The sequence below is a fragment of the Sphingobium sp. FW305-3-2-15-F-TSA7 genome (genome assembly GCF_058787155.1).
This window is the reverse complement of sequence record NZ_JBYSZM010000022.1, coordinates 57827-77419: the sequence shown is the minus strand read 5'-3', so window position 1 is coordinate 77419 and position 19593 is coordinate 57827. Positions and strand designations below refer to the sequence as shown.

Here is a 19593-nt window from a genome sequence, read left to right as displayed (position 1 = left end):
ACGAGGGAGACGGAATGATGAGCGCCGGACGCATCAGGGTCGGAATCGGTGGATGGACCTATGAGCCATGGCGCGGCACTTTCTATCCCGACAAGCTGCCGCATGCGCGCGAACTCGAGCACGCCGCCTCGCGCATGAGCGCGATCGAGATCAACGGCACCTATTACAGCAGCTTCAAGCCCGAGAGCTTCCGCAAATGGGCCGACGCCGCGCCCGAGGATTTCGTCTTCACGGTGAAGGCCTCGCGCTTCTGCACCAACCGGCGCGTGCTGGCCGATGCCGGCGAATCGATCGCCAAATTCGCCAATCAGGGGCTGTCGGCGCTTGGCGACAAGCTTGGCCCGATCCTCTGGCAGTTCATGCCGACCAAGAAGTTCGATCGCGAGGATTTCGGCGCCTTCCTGAAATTGCTGCCGGCCAGCGTCGATGGCGTGACGCTGCGCCACGCACTCGAGGTACGGCATGAAAGCTTCGAGGATACGGCGTTCGTCGATCTGGCGCGCGATGCCGGCGCCGCGATCGTCTTCGCCGACAAGGCGGGCTATCCGACCATCGACGAGGCCACCGCCGATTTCGCCTATGCCCGGCTGCAAAGTGCCGAGGAGGAGATCGAGACCGGCTATTCGGCCGCCGCGCTCGACGATTGGGCGCAGCGGGCAAGGGCATGGGCACAGGGCGATCGCGACACATTCGTCTTCATGATCAACGGCGCCAAGGTCCGCGCGCCCGCGGCCGCCGAGGCGCTGACCGCGCGGCTGGGCTGATGTTCGTCGCCGTCTATTGGTGGCGCGTCCATCCCGGCAAGGAAGAGCAGTTCCGCGAAGCCTGGCGTCGCGGCACGCACGCGATCACCCGCATCTATGGCAGCTATGGATCACGCCTTCACCGCGACCGCGATGGCCGTTTCGTCGGCTATGCGATGTGGCCCGACGAGGCGAGCTGGCAGGCGGCGATGGACGTGAAGATGGTCTATGACGACGCCGAGGCGCGCGCGATGTTCGTCGATGCCGTCGCCGAGACGCCACCGGACCACGTCCCCGTCTTCACCATGACGGTGACCGACGACCTGATCGTCGATACGCCCGGCGGGTGACGGCATGGCCGATGCCGACCATGCGCTGATCTTCGTCTATGGCACGTTGCGACCGGGCGGATCGGCCGAAGCGCGGATGACCGGGCATGGCCGCTGGCTTGGCCCCGCATCGGCACCGGGCAGGCTCTATCGCATCGCGCATTATCCCGGCCTCGTGGCGGATGCGGACGCCGGCGAGCCGGTGCACGGCGCCTTGTTCGAAGCGGCCGATCCCGACGCCCTGCTGGCGTCACTCGACATCTACGAACGCTGCAGCCGCGATGACGCGGAACCGCACGAATATCGCCGCGCACGCATCGCCGTAACGCATGACGGGCGGAGCCGCATGGCCTGGACCTATGTCTATGCATGGCCGGTCGATGCCGCGAAACGGATCGAAAGCGGCGACTTTCTCGCTGAGCTCGCCTGATGTTCTCTTTTTGTTCTTGATGGCGGCACCGGATCCCGTTAGGACGGGTGAGGTTGGAGGTGGATCATGACCAATCGCGGAAGCTGCCATTGCGGGAACGTCGCATTCGATGTCGACGCACCGCTCGACGAGGCGATGGAATGCAATTGCTCGCATTGCTCACGAAAGGGCTATCTGCTCGCCTTCGTGCCGCGCGGCGTGCTGACGCTCGATCCGGTCGAGGGTGAGCTGCACACCTATCGCTTCAACAAACACACCATCGCGCACCATTTCTGCGGCACCTGTGGTTGCGCGCCCTATGCCGAAGGCACCGGCCCCGACGGCTCGGAGATGGCGGCGGTCAATCTGCGCTGCATCGAGGGCATCGACCTGAGTGCCGTCAGAATCACCCAGGTCGACGGCCGCAGCTTCTAGCAATCGGCCCATGCTGAGTCGAAAATGGTGATCTCCGAGAACCGGCGCACAGCGTATTTCAGTACGTGAGCACCGGAAGCGCAGGGGAGCGCCATTTGCAGACCAGCATGGGCCGATTGACTGTACCTTCAGCGCTTGTGCTTGGCCTTCCAGGCCTGAACCGCGGCGAGCGTGTTCTTCACATGGTCGGCCGGGTTCATTTCCGAATGGGCGTAGAGGATCTTGCCGTTGGGCGCGATCACATAGGATGTGCGATCCGAAAATTCGGGCTTGGCGGCGAAGACGACGTCATAGGATTTGATCACCGCCGGGCTGGCGGAGGCGACCGCGAACTTGTCGCGGCATTCCTTGCGCGAGAATTCGTTGAGCACGTCGATCTTGTCGGCGGAGATCCCGATCACGGTCGCACCCGCCTTCGCGAAATCGGCGGTTGCCTCGGCGAACATGTTCGCTTCGATCGTGCAGCCCTTGGTGAAGGCCTTGGGATAGAAATAGAGCACCACCGGCCCCTTTTTGAGCGCGCGCGACAGGCTGAAGCTGAACGGCTTTCCGGCAAGCGAAGCCTGGGTGGTGAAATCGGGCGCCCTGGCACCGGGGGCGAGCGCGGCCTGGGCAGGGGCGAGCGCAAGCAACGCGGCGGCGACAATGGCAATGCGAAGCGTCTTCATGGAACGGCACCTTCTCCCCGGGGGCGGATGCGGCAACCTACGCGCAAATCATCCGGCTTTGAAGCGGCTAGCTGAAGGTCCTTATGATCGCATCGCCTGGTGCGAACGATTCGCGCTTCCTTAACGCTTGCCGCCCTAAGCAAGAATGGAAGTCGCGCAACCGCGTCGGGGGAAAGATTTGCTACGGGTTTATGCCTGTATCGTGGAACAGCACGATCATCGGCTGGTCATTTTAGCGGCGATCATCTGCGCGCTCTCAACCGTCCTTGCGATGCTCGTCGCCAGGCGCGCATCGGCGCTGCGCCATAGCCGGCGGCCGCAATGGATCGCGCTTGCCGGCCTCGCCACCGGCCTCGGCATCTGGTCCACCCATTTCATCGCGATGGTCGCCTATGAGCCGCGGTTGCCGGTCGGCTATGACGTCACGCTGACTCTGCTCTCGATCGTCGCGGCGGTCGCGATGAGCGGCCTCGGCTGGTGGCTGGAGCTGCGCACGCGGCGGCGTTCGCTTTCGCCATTGCCTGCGCTCGTGCTCGCCGCGGGCATCGCGACGATGCATTATGTCGGCATGGCCGCATTGCGCGTGCAGGGTCATGTCGGCTGGGACGCGCAGATCGTGCTTGCCTCGCTGATCGTCGGCGCAGGCTTTGCGTGGCTCGCGCTGATCGCCCGGCGCAGGCTGCGCCGCTGGTCGGTGCCGGCCAGCGCTCTCCTCTTCACCCTCGCCATTTGCGGGCTCCATTTCACCGCGATGTCCGCCGCCGGCATCACCCCCGACCCGCGCATCGCCGTGCCGGCCGACGCCATGCATTCCGACACGCTCGTCATGCTGATCGGTGCCGGCGCCTTCATGCTGATCCTGGTCGGCGGCATGCATTTGTGGTTCGACCATCGCCTCGCCCTGGGGCGCATCGCCGAACAGCAGCGCGTGACCGATTTCGCCAACGCCGCGATCGAGGGACTGGCGGTGGTCGAAGGCAGCCGGATCGTCGACGTCAACGCGGCATTCCGCACGCTCGCGGGCTGGCCCAGGATCGCGATCACGCCGCTTGCGGCCACGCTGCCCGCGCTCGCCGATCCGCGGTCGCTCACCCAGCTCATCGAATCGGGCCAGACCCGCGAAATGATGCTGAGCGCACAGGATGGCGAGACGATCGACGTCGAGGTGACGGCGCGGCCGATTTCCTGGCGCGGCAAACCGCACACCGTGCTCGTGATCAGCGATATCCGTGCCCGCAAGGAAGCGGAGCAGCGCATCCACCATCTCGCCTATCACGATCCGCTGACCGGCATCGCCAACCGTTCGCTGTTCAACGCCAGCGTCGCCACTGCCGCCACCGAGCGCGGCCCCGGGGACGAGGTCGCGATCTTCTGCTTCGACCTCGACCGCTTCAAGACGATCAACGACATTTACGGCCATCCGGTCGGAGACGAGCTGCTGCGCCATGTCGCCGACCAGCTCAGGGACCTGTCGATGCCGGGCATGCTGCCGGCGCGGCTGGGCGGCGACGAATTCGCGATGATGTGCAAGATGCGCGACATCGACATCGACGTCGCTTCGATCGCGCGGCGGGTCCTGGCACGGCTCAACCGGCCGGTCACCATCGACGGTCAGGTGCTGCGCATCTCCGCCAGCCTGGGCATCGCGATGATCCCGAGCGACGCGGAGGAAGGGGCTGTCGCGCTTCGCCATGCTGATCTGGCGCTCTATCGCGCCAAGGCCGACGGGCGCGGCGTTTTCCGCTTCTTCGAGCCTGCGATGGACGCGATGGCCCGCGGCCGTGCGGCGCTGGAGGCCGATCTTCGCATCGCCATCGCGCTTGGCGAACTGCATATCGACTATCAGCCGCTGGTCGGGATGGAGACCGGGCGTGTCGAGGGCTTCGAAGCGCTCGTACGCTGGAATCATGCGGAACGCGGGCTGATGATGCCCGACGATTTCATCCCGATCGCCGAGGATAGCGGCCTCATCATCGAGCTTGGCGAATGGGTGTTGCGGACGGCCTGCGCCGAAGCGGCGCGCTGGGATCCACCGCTCAAGCTGTCGGTGAATCTGTCGCCCGCGCAATTCGCCTATGCCGATCTCTGCGATACCGTCGCACACGCGCTCGCCGATGCCGGGCTGCCGCCCGAGCGGCTCGAACTCGAGATCACCGAAGGCGTTTTTGTCCAGGATGCCGAACGCGGGGTCGAGATCCTCGGCCGCCTGCGTGAAACCGGCGTGCAGATCGCGATGGACGATTTCGGAACGGGCTATTCCAGCCTGAGCTATTTCCGGCAATTCCCGTTCGACAAGGTCAAGATCGATCGATCCTTCATCGCGGACATGCTGCACAACAGCCATGCCCGCTCGATCGTCCAGGCGATCATCTCGCTCGGCCGCGGGCTCAATCTCGAGGTTGTGGCGGAAGGTGTGGAGACCGAAGAGCAGCTCGACCAGTTGCGGCTGCAGGGCTGTACCCAGGTCCAGGGCTATCTGATCAGCGAACCCCGCCCGATCGGTCAGTTCGAGGGTTCGGTGCTTGCGGATCCCGCGCGGTCCGAGGGATTGCGCGCGCGGTCGCGCTGAGCGGCGCGGCGCGAGGGCGTCAGGCGTTCGGCGCGATCATGCCGACGATCAGATAGAGGATGATCGTCGATCCAACGCCGAGCAGCGTCAACGCCACAGCCGCGATGCGGACGATCGTCGGGTCCATGCCCGTCCAGCGCGCGAAGCCGGCGCAGACGCCCATCACCTTGGCGTTGGTCTTGTCGAGAGCGAAGCGGCCGGTCATGTCTGCGGTTTCCTGTCAGAATATGATGTGATGCGTCCGGGGTCGGACGCCGGTCCTCAACGGACCGGCGTGACGACGACTGCAGCCTGGGCTTCGGACGGCGCCACAGCGGTGCCGACGAAGACGGTGGCGAGGAACAGAGCGCCAACCAGCGAAACCGCGGCGCGCTGGACGTTGGAAAGGTCGATGGACATTTGATCACTCCCTGAGTTTTCAGCGTTCCGCCCGACCATCGAGCGGAGATGCCAGCAACATTGCATGGAGCGTGCCAGTTTCGCGATTCCGCGGAATCACGGCGTTTTTCTCTTTAAATCCGAAAAATGGCGGCGAATATATCCACTAATATTGGCGGATTTTACCAATCCATGGCGCACGGCGCGCCCAATCCGGACGGTCCCGAGCGGTCGATCATTCTTTTGACCGATTCCGGACAGTCCCCCGCCTTCGAAGATCGCGTCAGCCGGGCCGGGTCACCGCGGCCGGCCGGATCGTCTTGCGGCAATCAACACGCAACAACGGATAATCGAGATCGGTATGTGCCATCAGCGCGGTTTCCGCCGCGGCACGGCAGGCCGCGGCGCTTGCATAACGCGTGGGCGGCGTCCGGACTGCCTGACAGCCGGTACCGGCATCGCCGCATCCCAGGATCGCCATCACATAGAAGATCGTCTGCATCGCGAATCGCCCCCTGCCGGCAATGCTGATGCCCGCTCGGCACCGGCCGCGCTGTGGTCTGGGTCACAGCCTCTGTTCGCACCGGATTCGAGTCGCTAGAGTCGATCCGGTTCAGGTTGAACCGGATCGACTCTAGACGTCCTTTGTTCTCCGTGATTTCCGAGTCGGCAGGTGATTCCACCTGCCTCGAAATCACTCTAGATTAAGGTCCGGACCCAAAGGGCCAAAGGATGACTTCCATGCTCGACACCCCCGCCTCCGCCGTCCCGCCGCTGTCGCTCGCCGACGAAGAGCGCGACCCCGAAGCGTTCGCGCGCGATTTCGGCGCCTCGTTCGAGCGTTACGGATTCGCGGTGATCGCCGATCATGGCATCGATCCGGCGCTGATCGATCGGGCCTGGGCATTGACCAAGGCGTTCTTCGACGAGCCCACCGCGTACAAGAAGCAATATTATCTGCCCGGAAAGGCCGGCGCGCGTGGCTATACCCCGTTCGGGACCGAGATCGCCAAGGATGCCAGCGAGCATGACCTGAAGGAATTCTGGCATGTCGGCCGCGACCTGCCCCCGGGCCATCGCTACCGCGCGACCATGCCCGACAATCTCTGGCCCGACCGGCCCGAGGGATTCCACGAAACCTTCACCGAACTTTATGCGGCGTTCGACCGGGTCGGTGCGCGGCTGCTTTCCGCGATCGCGCGGCACCTCGGCCTGGCTCCGGACTGGTTCGTCGATCCGGTCGACCTGGGCAACAGCGTGCTGCGCCTGCTCCATTATCCGCCGGTCTCCGCCGAAGCGCCTGGCGTGCGCGCCGGCGCGCATGAGGATATCAACCTCATCACCCTGTTGCTCGGCGCCGAGGAATCGGGGCTGCAATTGCTCGACCGCGATGGCCGCTGGTTGCCGATCAAGCCGCCCGAAGGCGCGATGGTGGTCAATGTGGGCGACATGCTGCAGCGGCTGACCAATCATGTGCTGCCGTCGACCACGCATCGGGTGGTCAATCCGCCGCCCGAACGCCGCGGCGTGCCGCGCTATTCGATGCCCTTTTTCCTGCATCTGCGTTCGGACTTCGAGATCCGGACCCTGCCCGGCTGCATCAGCGCGGAAAATCCCGACCGCTATCCCGAGCCGATCACCGCCGACGACTATCTGTTCCAGCGCCTGCGCGAGATCGGCTTGCTGAAATAAGAGGCCGGCATTCCCCCGTCAGGCTTTGACTGTCTCCCCTCAGACGAGACCGTCCCACAGCAGCTTTGCGCCGACCAGAAGCATCAGCACGTAGATCGCGCGATAGAAGCGATCGGCCGAGACATGCCGGATCAGCTTCACGCCGCCAAAGGTCGACAGGATCGCGACGGGCATCAGCACCGCGGCGGTCATCAATGTTTCATGGTTGAACTGGCCGAGCGCCCAATAGGCCGGCACCTTGATCCAGTTGACCGCGGCGAAGAAGATCGCTGTGGTTCCCGCGAACGTCAGATGATCGAGCCGCCTGGGGATCACCCACATCTGGAAGGGCGGCGCACCGGCATGCGCGATCTGGCTGGTGAAACCCGATACGAGGCCGAACAGCGCGCCGATCCACGCCGGAGCATTGGCCGCCGCCGCGATCGTGCCGTGCCGCTCGACCCAGAGGCGCTGTGCGGCGAACACGATGGTGATCGCGCCGAGCGCCGCCATCACGGCCTTCACCGAGACCTGGGCGGCGAGCAGCCAGCCAAGTCCGATCCCGACGATCGCACCGGGCAGCAGCTCGGCGATGATCCGACCGCTCCATTCGCGACGGAACGACCAGACGCTGACGGCATCCTGCACGATCAATATCGGAAGCAGGATCGCCGCCGCCTGGATCGGCGAGATCACCAGCGCGATCATCGGCAGCGAGACCGTCCCGAGCCCGGCAAAACCGCCCTTGCTCAATCCCAGCAGGATCACCGCCGGGATCGCCAGCGCGTAGAAGGCAGGATCGGTCAGCAACGATCCGTCCGCCATGACGTCATATCGATGCGGATCGCCGGATTTGTTCGGCCATTCCGCCCGAACGATCGAGCAGCGATGCGATCTCCTCGAAGCTCCGCGCCACGGCATCCACGCCCAGCGCGCGCAGCCGGGCGTCATGGTCCGCCGCGCAATGCTGCCCCGCGCACAGGCCGACGACATAGCCGCCCGACGCCACGGCGCCGGTCACGCCGACCGGCGAATCCTCGATGATCAGCGTGCGGCGGATATCGACCCCGATCGCCTGGGCGGCATGGAGGTAGAGATCCGGTGCCGGCTTGCCGCGCGCGACATGTTCGCGGCCGCTGAAGATATTGTCGCCGAACGCGGCGCCTATGCCGAGATGGTCGAGATGCGCGGCGATCCAGCGTGTCGAACTCGACGAGGCGATGGCGCGGGGTACCGACGGCGGCAGGCTGTCGACGAAGTCGATCGCGCCCGCGACCGCGGCGATCCCGTCGCGGATCGCGCGATCATCCTCCTCGGCGCGAATGACATGGAAAGCGTCGGGAACGGGCCCGCCGATCCAGGCGGAGACCGCGCCGAGGAAATCGGCGCCCGCCAGCCCCATGAAATTGGCCATCGAATCCTCGACGCTGGTCGGGTGGCCCAATGACGTCAATGTCTCGGCGAGATGACGATTGCCGGCATATTCGCTTTCGAGCAGCACGCCATCGAAATCGAAGATGATGCCCTCAAACCTCATCCGCGCTTGCCGAACAGCGCGGTGCCGACGCGGACATGGGTGGCGCCGATCATGATCGCGGTCTCGTAATCGCCCGACATGCCCATGCTCAGCCCATCGAGTCCGTTGTCGCGCGCGATCCTGGCGAGCAGCGCGAAATAGGGCGCCGGCTCGACATCGGCGGGCGGCACGCACATCAGGCCGCGAACGGGCAGCGCCGCGGCGCGCGCCTCCGCCAGCAATGCCGGCAGGTCGGCGATCGCACAGCCGCCTTTCTGTTCTTCCGCACCGATATTGACCTGGACGAAGCAATCGGGACGCCGCCCGGCCTTGTCCATCGCCCGTGCCAACGCCCCGACCAGCGAGGACCGGTCGACCGAATGGATGGCATCGAACAGCGCGACCGCCGCCTCGGCCTTGTTGGACTGGAGCTGGCCGATCAGATGCAGCGACAGCGCCTCATCGCCTTCGCGCAATGCCGGCCATTTCGCTTCGGCTTCCTGGACGCGGTTTTCGCCGAACACGCGCTGGCCGGCATCGATCAGCGGCTGGATCGCATCTGCGTCGTGCGTCTTGGAGACCGCGATCAGCGTGACCGCGTCGGCGGGCCGGCGTGCAAGCGCCGTGGCCTTCGCCATGGCAGTGCGGACCGCGGCGAGGCGCGTCGCCGCATCATCGGGGCTTTCATGGATCGTCATGCCGGCTGCTATAGAAAGCGCGATGCGCCGCCGCCACCCCCGATCCCGATCTTCCCACGCACTGCCGCGTCTCTGGCTGATGACCGACGAGCGTCAGGGCGATCTGCTCTGGCGCGCGCTCGACGCATTGCCGCGCGGCAGCGGAATCGTCTTTCGCCATTACAGCCTTTCACCGTCCGCGCGGCGGATGCTGTTCGATCGGGTCAAGCGCGTCGCGCGCCGGCGCGGCCTGATGCTGCTGCTCGCCGGGCCACCGTCCCGGGCCGCCGCCTGGGGCGCGGACGGCGCGCATGGCCGCTTTTCGCGCATCGGCGCGGGATCGATGATCGTGAGCCGGCCCGTCCATGATGCGGCAGAGCTTCGCGCCGCGCACCATGCCGATATCGTCTTTATCTCACCGGTCTTCGCGACCCGCTCGCATCCCGGCACAAAAACGCTGGGCCTGGGCGGATTCGCCGCGCTGCTCGCTCAGGCGCCAATGCCGGCGATCGCGCTGGGCGGACTCGACGCCAGGCGCGCGAAGCGGCTGCTTGCAATGGGAGCATATGGCTGGGCGGGAATCGACGGGCTCACGCCCGACCGGGTTCAGAACTTGAACGCAGTTCCGAGATAGACAGCCTGGCTGTCGCGGCGGTTGTCGGCGAGCGGCTGGAGCCGGTCACGCTCGTCCATCCGGTAACGCACGCCCGCGGTCACATCGAGATTGCGCGTCAGGCGATAGCTGCCACCGACATCGAGCGAATAGCTCTTCTCCGGCGTGATCATGCGCGGCTGGATGCCGATGCCGCGATCGGCATCGAGCTGAACGCGGCCGCTCCACTTGGGCGCGGTATAGCTGGCGCCGGCGCTGACGAGCTCACGCCCGCCCGGGATCAGGCCGGTATCGACCCGCGCGACATCGCCCGAAAGCGCGAAGCGCTTCCAGCCGATCGAGGCGCCGAGATTATAAGCGGACGGCGTGACGCCCAGCGACGCGATGGTCGGCGCATCGGTGCGCAGAGTCAGCGCCGAGCTCATGCCCAAGGTCACGCTGCGGGCGCGGACGGCCACGGTGACCTGGCGACTCTTGCCCGATTCGCCCGACGGCGTGAATCGGAAGATCGCGCCCGACAAGGATGTCCGCGCGAGCAAGGCGGCCAGTTTGGGATCGGCGGCGGCCGGGGTGAACGATCCGACTCCGCCACGCGCACTCAACGAAACCCGCGGCATTGAGCCATTTTCTGCGGTTTCGCGAGCGGCGAGAATCGCAGGCGACAGCGCGAGGCCGGCGACGGCAATAACCGCGCCTATTCCTCCCAGAGCTGTGCGACTCGCGACCATGTGTTGGGCATTCCTCTGCTTACCATTGCCCATATCACGCTCTCGCCGGGATTTTCCAGCGCTTCGCGTCCTTTTTCGGTCATCTGTTGCACATCGCACACAGGGGCAGCCTGAACAGGCCCATAAAGTCCCGAATCGCACGGTCAAACGCGCGCTTGCGGGCGACGCCGGAGCATCTATAACGGCCCGGTCAAATACCAGCGTATATCAGGATTTTCACATGGCCCGCCCGTCCCGCATCGCGATTGCGATCGCTCTCGCCGCCTCGCTCTCCGCCTGCACCGCGATCAAGAAGGATCTGAGCAAGGGACTGTTCGGCCTCGGCGCGTCGGAAGACGCGGTCTCCGACACCAAGCGCGCCGACCTGGCCGCATCCAAGGTCATGACGATCGGCGTCAACAGCTATTTGTGGCGCGCCAGCCTCGATACCTTGTCGTTCATGCCGCTGCTGCAGACCGACTCCAATGGCGGCGTGATCGTGACCGACTGGTACGCCAATCCGCAGAATCCGTCGGAGCGGATGAAAGTGACCGTCACTATCCTCGACCAGGATCTGCGCGCCGACGCGCTGCGCGTCTCGGCTGCCCGTCAGGTCAGCCAGGGCGGCGGCTGGGTCGATGCTCCCATCCAGGCCGCGACCGTCCAGAAGCTCGAGGAGATCATCCTCACCAAGGCGCGCGACCTGAGGCGCAGCGCGATCCCGGGATAAGCCAGCCCCATGCGCTTTAACCCGCTCGCCGCGGATGCGCGCTGGCAACAGGTCTGGGACGAACGGCAGACCTTCCGAGCCGACGACGCTTCGCCGAAACCGAAATCCTATGTGCTCGAGATGTTCCCCTATCCGTCGGGGCGCATCCATATGGGGCATGTCCGCAATTATACGATGGGCGACGTGCTTGCGCGTTTCCGGCGGATGCGCGGCATGGAAGTGCTCCACCCGATGGGCTGGGACGCATTCGGCATGCCCGCCGAAAATGCGGCGATGGAACGCAAGGTCCATCCCGGCAGCTGGACGCGCGCCAATATCGAGGCGATGAAGGCGCAGTTGAAGCGCCTCGGCTTCGCGCTCGACTGGAGCCGCGAACTCGCCACCTGCGAACCCGATTATTACGGGCATGAACAGGCGCTGTTCATCGATCTCTACAATGCCGGCCTCGTCTATCGCAAGGAATCGGCGGTCAACTGGGATCCGGTCGACCAGACCGTGCTCGCCAATGAACAGGTGATCGACGGCAAGGGCTGGCGTTCGGGCGCGCTCGTCGAAAAGCGCAAGCTGAGCCAGTGGTTCCTGAAGATCACCGATTTCGCGGACGATCTGCTCAAGGGTCTGGGCACGCTCGACCAATGGCCTGACAAGGTCCGGCTGATGCAGGAAAACTGGATCGGCAAGAGCCGCGGCATGCGGATCACTTTCCATTTCGCCGGCCGGCCCGGCGGATTCGAGGTGTTCTCGACGCGGCCCGACACCATCTACGGCGCCAGCTTCACCGCGATCGCCGCCGATCACCCGATCGCGCAGGAACTGGCGACGCACAGCCCCGAGCTTCAGGCGTTCATCGAGGATTGCAAGCGGACGGGCACCGCCGCGGCCGATATCGAGACCGCGGAAAAAAAGGGTTTCGACACCGGGCTGCGCGTTGCGCATCCGCTCGATCCGAACCTGCATCTGCCGCTCTACGTCGCGAATTTCGTGCTGATGGAATATGGCACCGGCGCGGTAATGGGCGTGCCGGCGCACGATCAGCGCGACCTGGATTTCGCGCGCAAATATGATCTGCCCGTCGTCCGCGTCGTCGCGCCCGACGGCGACAATTCGGATATCGGCAACGAAGCCTATACCGGCCCGGGCCGCATGGTGAATTCGCACTTCATGAACGGCATGGAGGTGGAGGAAGCCAAGGCGGCGGTGATCGCGCGCGCGCAGCACGAACATTGGGGCACGGGCACGACGGTCTGGCGGCTGCGCGACTGGGGCGTCTCGCGCCAGCGCTATTGGGGGACCCCGATCCCCTTCGTCCATTGCGAGGGCTGCGGCGTCGTGCCGGTGCCCAAGAGCCAGCTTCCGGTGACCTTGCCCGAGGATGTCAGCTTCGACATTCCCGGCAATCCGCTCGACCGGCATCCGACCTGGAAACATGTCGACTGCCCGAAATGCGGCAAGCCGGCGCGGCGCGAGACCGATACGCTCGACACCTTCGTCGATTCGAGCTGGTATTTCATCCGTTTCGCCAGCCAGCCGGACGACCGGCCGTTCGACAAGGCGGCGGTCGAAAGCTGGCTGCCCGTCGGCCAGTATATCGGCGGCGTCGAGCATGCGATCCTGCATCTGCTCTACGCCCGCTTCTGGACGCGCGCGCTCCAGCATATCGGGCTGATCGACGTGAAAGAGCCCTTCACCGGCCTGTTCACCCAGGGCATGGTGACGCACGAGACCTATAAGGCGCCCGATGGCCGCTGGCTCGCGCCCGACGAGGTCGAGAAGCGCGAGGGACAGATAGTCATCGTCGAGACCGGTGAGGCGGCAACGCCCGGCCGGGTCGAGAAGATGTCGAAATCGAAGCGCAACACCGTCGATCCCGGACCGATCGTCGATCAATATGGCGCCGATGCGGTGCGCTGGTTCATGCTGTCGGACAGCCCGCCCGAGCGCGACCTGCCCTGGAGCGAGTCGGGCATCGAGGGCGCGTGGCGCTTCGTCAACCGGCTGTGGCGCCTGATCGACGGCATCGAGGATGCCGAAGGCGAGGACCGCGATCTCGACCGCAAGCTGCACAAGACCATCGCCGGCGTTGCCGAGGACGTGGAATCGCTCGGCTTCAACAAGGCCGTTGCGAAGCTTTACGAGCTGACCGGCGCGATCGAGAAAGCGAGACCCTCCGCGTCGCGAACCAATGCGATCCGGACCATCGTCAGGCTCGTCGCCCCGATGGTGCCGCACCTGGCCGAGGAAGGCTGGGCGCAACTGGGCAATAGCGGGTTGGTCGCCGACGCCGCATGGCCCGATGTCGACCCGGCCTTGCTGGTCGACGACGAAGTGACGATCGCGGTCCAGATCAACGGCAAGCTGCGCGATACGCTCATCGTCGCCAAGGGCACCGATCGCGCCTTGCTCGAGACGCTGGCGCTTGCCGCGCCGAACGTGGTGCGGCAACTTGACGGCGCCGTACCCAAAAAGGTGATCGTCGTGCCCGACCGGCTCGTGAACCTCGTCGCATGAGACGCGTGCCCGCCTCGCTGCTGATCGGGCCGCTGCTGCTGGCTTCGCTGACGCTGGCGGGCTGCGGGCTGAAGCCGCTTTACGGCAACGGTTCGCGCGGCGCGGTTGCGCAGGCGCTCGGCCAGATCGAGGTCGCGCCGATCGAGGGCAAGGCCGGCTGGCTCGTCCGAAACGCCATCGTCGACCGGCTGGCGGCAGCCCCGCAGGGCACACCGACTTATCGCCTCAAGGTCGAACTGGACGATCAGATCACCGGCTTCGGCATCCGCGCCGACGATTCGGTGACGCGCGAACGGCGGACGCTGCGCGCGCGCTATCAGCTCGTCGAGGCGGGACGCGGCACGGTGGTGCTCGACGCCACCGCCGGATCCGATGCGGGCATCGACATCGTCAGCTCGGAATATGCGACCATCGCCGCCGAGAATACCGCGCTCGAGAATCTGTCGCAGGTGATTGCCGACCAGATCGTCGCCAGGCTCGCCCTTTACGCACAGCGCACGAACGAGGCGCCGCCGCCGTGAAGGCCAATAAGGGCCAGATCGAACGGGCGCTCGACGCGCCGCCGACCGATATCCGCCTGTTTCTGCTCCATGGCCCCGACGAAGCGGGTTCGCGCGCGCTCGCCGAACGGCTCGAACGTGCAATGGGGCCCGAGGCCGAACGCATCGATCTCGATTCCGCCACGCTCAAGGGCGATCCCGCGCGCCTGGCGGACGAAGCCGCATCGATCTCGCTGTTCGGCGGCGCGCGCCACATCCGCGTCGCCATCACCAGCGCCGACGACAGCCTGCCCGCGGTCGAGGCACTGCTCGCCGCCAATGTCGCCGGCAATCCCGTGGTCGCGATCGCCGGCACGCTGAGGGGAACGAGCGCCCTGCTCAAGCGCGCTCTGGCCGAACCCGCGATCATGGTGTTCGCCAGCTATGCGCCCGAGGGACAGGATGCCGAGCGGCTCGCCCAGGCGATGGCGCGCGATGCCGGTCTTCGCCTCGCATCGGTCGACGTGGCGCGACGGCTGACTTCAGCGGCCAATAACGACCGCGCGGTGCTCGCGCGCGAGATCGAGAAGTTCGCAGCCTATCTCGACGCGGCGCCCGATCGCCCGGCCGAACTCGATCATGCCGCGCTCGACGCATTGTCCGCCGATGCCGATGAGGGCGACATGTCGCGGCTGGTCGACGCGGTGATGGGCGGTGAGCCGGGTGCCGCCGCCGCGGAACTGGCGCGGCTCGGCAGCGTCGGCATGGAAGGGATTCCTTTGATCCGCGCGGTGATGAAGCGCGCCCAGCTTCTCGGTCAGCTTCGCGCCGAAGTCGAACAGGGCAACAGCGTCGATGCCGTCATGACGTCATCGGGCAAGGCGATATTCTGGAAGGAAAAGGCGTCGGTTCAGCGCCAGCTCCAGCGCTGGAGCGCGGAACGCCTCACCATCGCGCAAACCAGGCTGCTGGATGCCGAGCGGGCGATGAAATCCTCGGGAACGCTCGGCGCGGTCGCGGTCGAAGCGGAATTCATCGCGATCAGCCGCGCCGCACAGCGCGCGCGTTGAAATCCAATAATTTAGGCCGATCGACCCCAGAGTTTGATCCATCTGAGTCGAAGCGCCACCCATGATGTCATTCCCGCGAAAGCGGGGGACGTAGTCGACCGTAGGTCAATCCAGCTTCTTCTTCTTTCTGATGTTTCACGGAATAGCGGGATTCCCGCGTTCGCGGGAATGACAAGATGAGTTAATCTAGCCGGATCAGACTCTAGTTCCAGACACACGCTGCCGCGGTGCTGCGTGCATAGTCCGCGAAGTCGCGTGGCGGACGTCCCAGCGCGTCCTCCACGCCGGATGCGGTTTGCGTGCTGCGCCCGTCGAGAACGACCGTGAACAATTCGGTGAGGAGTTCGATGACATCGGCGGGCACGGCGGCGGCGCGCATCCCGTCGGCGAAGGTCTCCGCGGGGATCTGCGTATAGCGTATGGGCCGTCCCGTCGCGGCGGCGATTTCGGCGACGGCTTCGGCGAAGGTCAATGCGCGTGGCCCCGTCACTTCGTAGAGCTTGCCCAGATGACGGTCGTCGGTCAGCGCGGCGACGACCACATCGGCGATATCGTCGACATCGATGAACGGCTCGGCGACCGGCCCGGCCGGTAACGCGACCTCACCGGCGATGACGCTGTCGACCAGATAGCCTTCCGAGAAATTCTGGTTGAACCAGCTCGCGCGCACGATGGTCCAGGGGATGCCGGAGGCTTGCAGGGCCGCCTCCGCCCGTGGCGCGCCCGGCTCGTTGCGGCCGGAGAGCAGGACGATATGCCGCAGCCCGTTCTCGCGGGCCAATGCGGCAAGCGCCGCGATCGCCTCCGCCGCGCCTTCGACCGAAAGATCGGGCTGATAGGTCACATAGGCCTTGTCGACCCCGACAAGCGCGGCGGGCCAGCTTTCGGGCCTGAGCCAGTCGAAGGCGGTCGGAGTCGAGCGCGAAACCGGACGTGTCGGAATATCCAGCGCCCGCAATCGCGCATCGACGCGCGCGCCCGATTTTCCGCTGCCGCCGACGATCAATATGGGAGACTGCACCATGATTCACTCCATTGCCTGTGCCGGGGATCGCCGATGTCCAAGTTTCCGCATCGGCCGGAAGCGGACCAGATACAGGTCCATTGTCCGGGCGCCGTCGCCCTGCGCCGACCAGAGGAGGCGGTTCGGCACCGACCAATCGATCATCGCGCCATAGCTGTCCTTGTCCCCGCTATTGACGCCCTGCGGCAAAGGCCGGCCCGGATCGTAAAGGCCAAGGCGAGACCCTGCTTCGTACAGCGCGACCCGATCGGTCCGCATGTTGCCGGCGCGCGCGAAGATGATCGTCATATTGTCGGGAAGAAAGGTCGCGTCGAATTCGTCGGCGGGCGTGTTGATGCCGCCGGGCAGCGCCGTGGCGGGCGCGAACCGCCTACCCTTGCGGCGCGAGACCATGAGGTCGTGGCGGCCCGCGCCGCCGGGGCGATCGCTGGAGAACAACAGGCGCTTGCCGTCGGGCGAAAGCATCGGGGCGAATTCGTTGGCGGCGCTGTTGACGTTCGGGCCCAGATGTTCGGGTCGGGCAAAGCCCGTCTCGGTCACCGCGACGCGCCAGATATCGTCCCCACCCAATCCACCGGGACGGTCGGAACAGAAATAGACATGCGCACCATCGCGTGAAAAGGCCGGATCGAAATCGCGTCCGGGCGCATTGAAGGAAACCGGCAAGGCCGTTGACCATCCGCTCGTGCTGCGCCGCGACATCCAGATGTCGTAGCCGCCCGGCCCACCAGGGCGGTCGCGGCTGAACCAGAGCGCGGTCCGTCCGTCGGGACTGATCGTCAAGCGGATTTCGGCATATCCGGTCGTGGACGCGATGCCCGGCGCGAATATTTCGGCCGCATCGGCGATCTCGAACTGGGGGGAGGCGCCGGTCAGCAGCAGCCAGGACAGGGCAACGATCATGCTCACGCCCCCCTTCGCCGGAAATCGCTGACCCAATTGACCTCCCAGGTCACGCCTCCGTCCGGCGACAGAGCCTGCTCCCACCGCGCGGACTGCCCGGTGATCTGCGACCAGACGACCCGTGAAACGACTCTCCGTCCGTCATGTTCGTCATCGGCGAAAAAGCGTCCGATGCCATTGGCGAAGGCGCCACGCAGCGGCTTGCCGATATTCGCCGGATTGCAGCCATCGAGCCACCAGCTCGACCATTGCCGCGTCACGCCATCAAAGGTGCGAAATCCCACACCGCGATAGGAGCCGGCGGGGAAATGCATCACATTGTCCCCGACATTGCCATATCCGCCAAGCACGGGCCAATTGACGAGCGTGCCGGCAAAGACGTCCCATTCGGTGCTGCCGGCCAGCCGCTTTCTCAATCGGCGATGGCGGACATCCCAGCGTCCGGCCAGAAAATCGAAATCGTGCGGCGCGTCGGGAGCGACAGGCAACAACGCCGGAATGCGGGCGGTCCGTGAGAAGGCGTTGGTGAAATTCATCTCCCAGGTGGCGCCGTCATCGACGGAGAAGGACTGATCCCAATGCGGCCGTGCGCCATGAATATCGTGCCAGCGAAAGCGCACTTTGACCGGTCGGCCCTTGTGCACATCCTCACCCAGGAAGACGCCCTCATCGCCATCGAAATTTCCGCGCACCGGGGGATCGATGACGGTGGGATTGCGTCCGCTTATCCACCAGATCGCCCATTGCCGGCGGACGGGATCGAAGGCGCGGATGCCCAGTCCGCGATAGACGCCGTCGGGCATATGCCAGACATTGTCGTCGATGGTGCCGAGGCCCCCGATCGTCGGCCACATGGCGCTCCTGCCGGGAAATGCCTCCCATTCTGTGCTGCCGGCCAATCGCGCCTTCAGTCGCCGATTGGCGACATCCCAATTGCCGACAAGCCATGCCCAGTCGTCGGTCGGCGATCTGGTCGCGGCGCCGCCGGCGACGAGCCTGGCCGGCGCGGCAAGCGAAACCATGCCGCCCGCGATGCAGAGGGTCGAGAGCATGTCGCGGCGGCTGGATCGGTGCGTGAAAACCGGCATCGCAGTCTCCCTTCCATGGGATTGGTCGCATCCGCGGCATATTCTGGCTAGCCGAAGCTCGCGGCTCGAGGCTAAGTCAGACTTATGGTCGAGCCGCAGCGCTTTCCGTCCCTGGCGTCGATCCGGGCATTCGAGGCGGCCGCACGTCTGGGCGGGTTCGCAAAGGCGGCGCAGGAGCTTGGAACCACCGCCGCATCGGTCAGCTATCATGTCCGCCAGCTCGAGGCCGAGATCGGCGTGATGCTGTTCCTGCGCCAGGCGCACCGCGTCGAACTCACCGAAGCGGGGGCAATTGTCGCTCAGGAGGCGACCGCCGCCTTCGCAGCCCTCCGCGCCAGCTTTGCCAGCGCTAAGGATATCGATCAGAGCCGGATTGCGCTGACGACGCTGCCGACGCTGGCCGCCGCGTGGCTGACTCCGAAACTCGGCCGGTTCTGCGCCGAACATCCCGGACTCAGCGTCGATCTGGATTTGTCGGTGGATGCGGAGGATCTGAGCACGGGCCGCTTCGATGCCGCAATCCGCAATGGTCATGGAAGCTGGCCGGGCTTGCGCGCGATCAGGCTCTTTCCCGCGATCTTCATGCCGCTTTGCGCGCCGGCGCTGAAGAATGCCGTCCTCGGCTTCGGCGATCCGGATCATCGATCCGATGTCCCGCTGCTCGGGCGCCCGGACTGGTGGGCGCTCTGGAGTCAGGCCCTTGGTGCGGCGGCCCCCGCGCCCGACCGCTTTGGCGCGCGGCTTTCGGCGGAGCATCTCGATGTCGCGATGGCGGTCGCGGGACATGGCATCGTCATCGCCTCGCCCATCCTCTTCCACGACGAGATCGCGACCGGACGCCTCATGCCCGTACATGATCTGGTCGCGGGCGACGGGCGCGCCTTCTGGTTCACCTATCCGATCACGCGTCAGCGGACCGAAAAGATCGGAAAATTGCGCGACTGGCTCGCCGGGGAAGCCGCGCGGAGCTGCGATGCCGCAGAAGAGCTGATCCGCCGTGCCATCATCATGGAACCGCCGTCCGGCGCGTGAGCGGCTCTTGTCCGGTGTTTCGCGGAAAGGGTGCGGGCCATATC

Annotated in this window: 23 protein-coding genes; 12 read left to right on the top strand and 11 right to left on the bottom strand. The window is 65.6% G+C overall.

Annotated elements, in window-relative coordinates; genetic code table 11:
- The first annotated feature begins 17 nt into the window (after positions 1-17).
- The 4 genes from AC3WN8_RS17795 to AC3WN8_RS17780 all read left to right on the top strand — a co-directional run bounded on the left by AC3WN8_RS17795 (position 18) and on the right by AC3WN8_RS17780 (position 1916).
- Positions 18-764 carry a DUF72 domain-containing protein gene (locus AC3WN8_RS17795; RefSeq protein WP_492670802.1) on the top strand — a complete coding sequence of 249 codons (747 nt, stop codon included), beginning with the start codon at positions 18-20 and terminating at the stop codon, positions 762-764.
- The gene (locus AC3WN8_RS17790) at positions 764-1093 is read left to right on the top strand and encodes an antibiotic biosynthesis monooxygenase family protein (protein WP_492670801.1); all 330 of its coding nucleotides are present in this window, start codon (positions 764-766) and stop codon (positions 1091-1093) included. The genes AC3WN8_RS17795 and AC3WN8_RS17790 overlap by 1 nt, the downstream gene beginning before the upstream one ends.
- A 4-nt stretch (positions 1094-1097) precedes the next feature.
- Positions 1098-1502 carry a gamma-glutamylcyclotransferase family protein gene (locus AC3WN8_RS17785; RefSeq protein ID WP_492670800.1) on the top strand — a complete coding sequence of 135 codons (405 nt, stop codon included), beginning with the start codon at positions 1098-1100 and terminating at the stop codon, positions 1500-1502.
- A gap of 66 nt (positions 1503-1568) precedes the next feature.
- Positions 1569-1916, top strand: a complete 348-nt coding sequence (locus AC3WN8_RS17780; RefSeq protein WP_492670799.1) for a GFA family protein — start codon at positions 1569-1571, stop codon at positions 1914-1916.
- Between the two features lie 128 nt (positions 1917-2044).
- Here AC3WN8_RS17780 and AC3WN8_RS17775 read toward each other — a convergent pair whose 3' ends face one another.
- Positions 2045-2584, bottom strand: coding sequence for a peroxiredoxin (locus AC3WN8_RS17775; protein ID WP_492670798.1), 540 nt, complete (start codon positions 2582-2584; stop codon positions 2045-2047).
- A 202-nt stretch (positions 2585-2786) separates the two neighbouring features.
- On the opposite strand from AC3WN8_RS17775, the gene AC3WN8_RS17770 reads away from it, so the two are divergent.
- Entirely contained in the window at positions 2787-5153 is a 2367-nt protein-coding gene (locus AC3WN8_RS17770; RefSeq protein WP_492670797.1) for a putative bifunctional diguanylate cyclase/phosphodiesterase, read from the top strand.
- Between the two features lie 19 nt (positions 5154-5172).
- Here the strand turns inward: AC3WN8_RS17770 and AC3WN8_RS17765 are convergent, their stop codons facing one another.
- The 3 genes from AC3WN8_RS17765 to AC3WN8_RS17755 form a co-directional block, all read right to left on the bottom strand.
- Positions 5173-5358, bottom strand: a complete 186-nt coding sequence (locus AC3WN8_RS17765; RefSeq protein WP_492670796.1) for a PspC domain-containing protein — start codon at positions 5356-5358, stop codon at positions 5173-5175.
- A 56-nt stretch (positions 5359-5414) separates the two neighbouring features.
- A complete protein-coding gene (locus AC3WN8_RS17760; protein ID WP_492670795.1) occupies positions 5415-5552 on the bottom strand; it encodes a hypothetical protein in 138 nt (45 codons plus the stop codon).
- A 262-nt stretch (positions 5553-5814) separates the two neighbouring features.
- Positions 5815-6033: a hypothetical protein gene (locus AC3WN8_RS17755; RefSeq protein ID WP_492670794.1), complete on the bottom strand. Its 219-nt coding sequence runs from the start codon at positions 6031-6033 to the stop codon at positions 5815-5817.
- A 239-nt stretch (positions 6034-6272) separates the two neighbouring features.
- Between AC3WN8_RS17755 and AC3WN8_RS17750 the strand changes: the two genes are divergently transcribed.
- The gene (locus tag AC3WN8_RS17750) at positions 6273-7223 is read left to right on the top strand and encodes an isopenicillin N synthase family dioxygenase (protein ID WP_492670793.1); all 951 of its coding nucleotides are present in this window, start codon (positions 6273-6275) and stop codon (positions 7221-7223) included.
- A gap of 39 nt (positions 7224-7262) precedes the next feature.
- Here AC3WN8_RS17750 and AC3WN8_RS17745 read toward each other — a convergent pair whose 3' ends face one another.
- The 3 genes from AC3WN8_RS17745 to AC3WN8_RS17735 are packed head-to-tail and all read right to left on the bottom strand — an operon-like array spanning position 7263 to position 9416.
- Positions 7263-8027, bottom strand: a complete 765-nt coding sequence (locus AC3WN8_RS17745) for a sulfite exporter TauE/SafE family protein (RefSeq protein WP_492670792.1) — start codon at positions 8025-8027, stop codon at positions 7263-7265.
- A 4-nt stretch (positions 8028-8031) separates the two neighbouring features.
- Entirely contained in the window at positions 8032-8739 is a 708-nt protein-coding gene (locus AC3WN8_RS17740; RefSeq protein WP_492670791.1) for an HAD family hydrolase, read from the bottom strand.
- Positions 8736-9416, bottom strand: coding sequence for a YggS family pyridoxal phosphate-dependent enzyme (locus tag AC3WN8_RS17735; protein WP_492670790.1), 681 nt, complete (start codon positions 9414-9416; stop codon positions 8736-8738). The genes AC3WN8_RS17740 and AC3WN8_RS17735 overlap by 4 nt, the downstream gene beginning before the upstream one ends.
- Positions 9417-9495: 79 nt before the next feature.
- On the opposite strand from AC3WN8_RS17735, the gene AC3WN8_RS17730 reads away from it, so the two are divergent.
- Positions 9496-10029, top strand: a complete 534-nt coding sequence (locus tag AC3WN8_RS17730) for a thiamine phosphate synthase (RefSeq protein ID WP_492670789.1) — start codon at positions 9496-9498, stop codon at positions 10027-10029.
- Here AC3WN8_RS17730 and AC3WN8_RS17725 read toward each other — a convergent pair.
- Entirely contained in the window at positions 10002-10625 is a 624-nt protein-coding gene (locus AC3WN8_RS17725) for a porin (protein ID WP_492670788.1), read from the bottom strand. The two genes, AC3WN8_RS17730 and AC3WN8_RS17725, sit on opposite strands and share 28 nt — an antisense overlap.
- 331 nt (positions 10626-10956) lie before the next feature.
- On the opposite strand from AC3WN8_RS17725, the gene AC3WN8_RS17720 reads away from it, so the two are divergent.
- From AC3WN8_RS17720 to holA, 4 genes are read left to right on the top strand one after another with little or no spacing between them, the layout of a single operon-like run.
- A complete protein-coding gene (locus AC3WN8_RS17720; protein WP_492670787.1) occupies positions 10957-11445 on the top strand; it encodes a DUF3576 domain-containing protein in 489 nt (162 codons plus the stop codon).
- Positions 11446-11454: 9 nt separating this feature from the next.
- Positions 11455-13953, top strand: a complete 2499-nt coding sequence (gene leuS, locus AC3WN8_RS17715; protein WP_492670786.1) for a leucine--tRNA ligase — start codon at positions 11455-11457, stop codon at positions 13951-13953.
- Positions 13950-14474, top strand: a complete 525-nt coding sequence (lptE, locus tag AC3WN8_RS17710) for an LPS assembly lipoprotein LptE (protein ID WP_492670785.1) — start codon at positions 13950-13952, stop codon at positions 14472-14474. The genes leuS and lptE overlap by 4 nt, the downstream gene beginning before the upstream one ends.
- Positions 14471-15502 (top strand): DNA polymerase III subunit delta, encoded by a 1032-nt coding sequence (gene holA, locus AC3WN8_RS17705; protein WP_492670784.1) that lies wholly within the window; start codon positions 14471-14473, stop codon positions 15500-15502. Before lptE ends, holA begins: the two co-directional genes overlap by 4 nt.
- Before the next feature lie 202 nt (positions 15503-15704).
- On the opposite strand, the gene AC3WN8_RS17700 is transcribed toward holA, so the two are convergent.
- From AC3WN8_RS17700 to AC3WN8_RS17690, 3 genes are read right to left on the bottom strand one after another with little or no spacing between them, the layout of a single operon-like run.
- Entirely contained in the window at positions 15705-16526 is an 822-nt protein-coding gene (locus AC3WN8_RS17700) for an NmrA family NAD(P)-binding protein (RefSeq protein WP_492670783.1), read from the bottom strand.
- A gap of 3 nt (positions 16527-16529) precedes the next feature.
- Complete coding sequence (locus AC3WN8_RS17695; protein WP_492670782.1) at positions 16530-17435, bottom strand: TolB family protein; 906 nt, start codon at positions 17433-17435, stop codon at positions 16530-16532.
- On the bottom strand, positions 17432-18517 hold the full coding sequence (locus AC3WN8_RS17690; RefSeq protein WP_492670781.1) for a hypothetical protein: 1086 nt from the start codon (positions 18515-18517) through the stop codon (positions 17432-17434). The genes AC3WN8_RS17695 and AC3WN8_RS17690 overlap by 4 nt, the downstream gene beginning before the upstream one ends.
- Before the next feature lie 84 nt (positions 18518-18601).
- On the opposite strand from AC3WN8_RS17690, the gene AC3WN8_RS17685 reads away from it, so the two are divergent.
- Positions 18602-19549, top strand: a complete 948-nt coding sequence (locus tag AC3WN8_RS17685) for a LysR substrate-binding domain-containing protein (protein WP_492670780.1) — start codon at positions 18602-18604, stop codon at positions 19547-19549.
- Positions 19550-19593 lie beyond the last annotated feature (44 nt).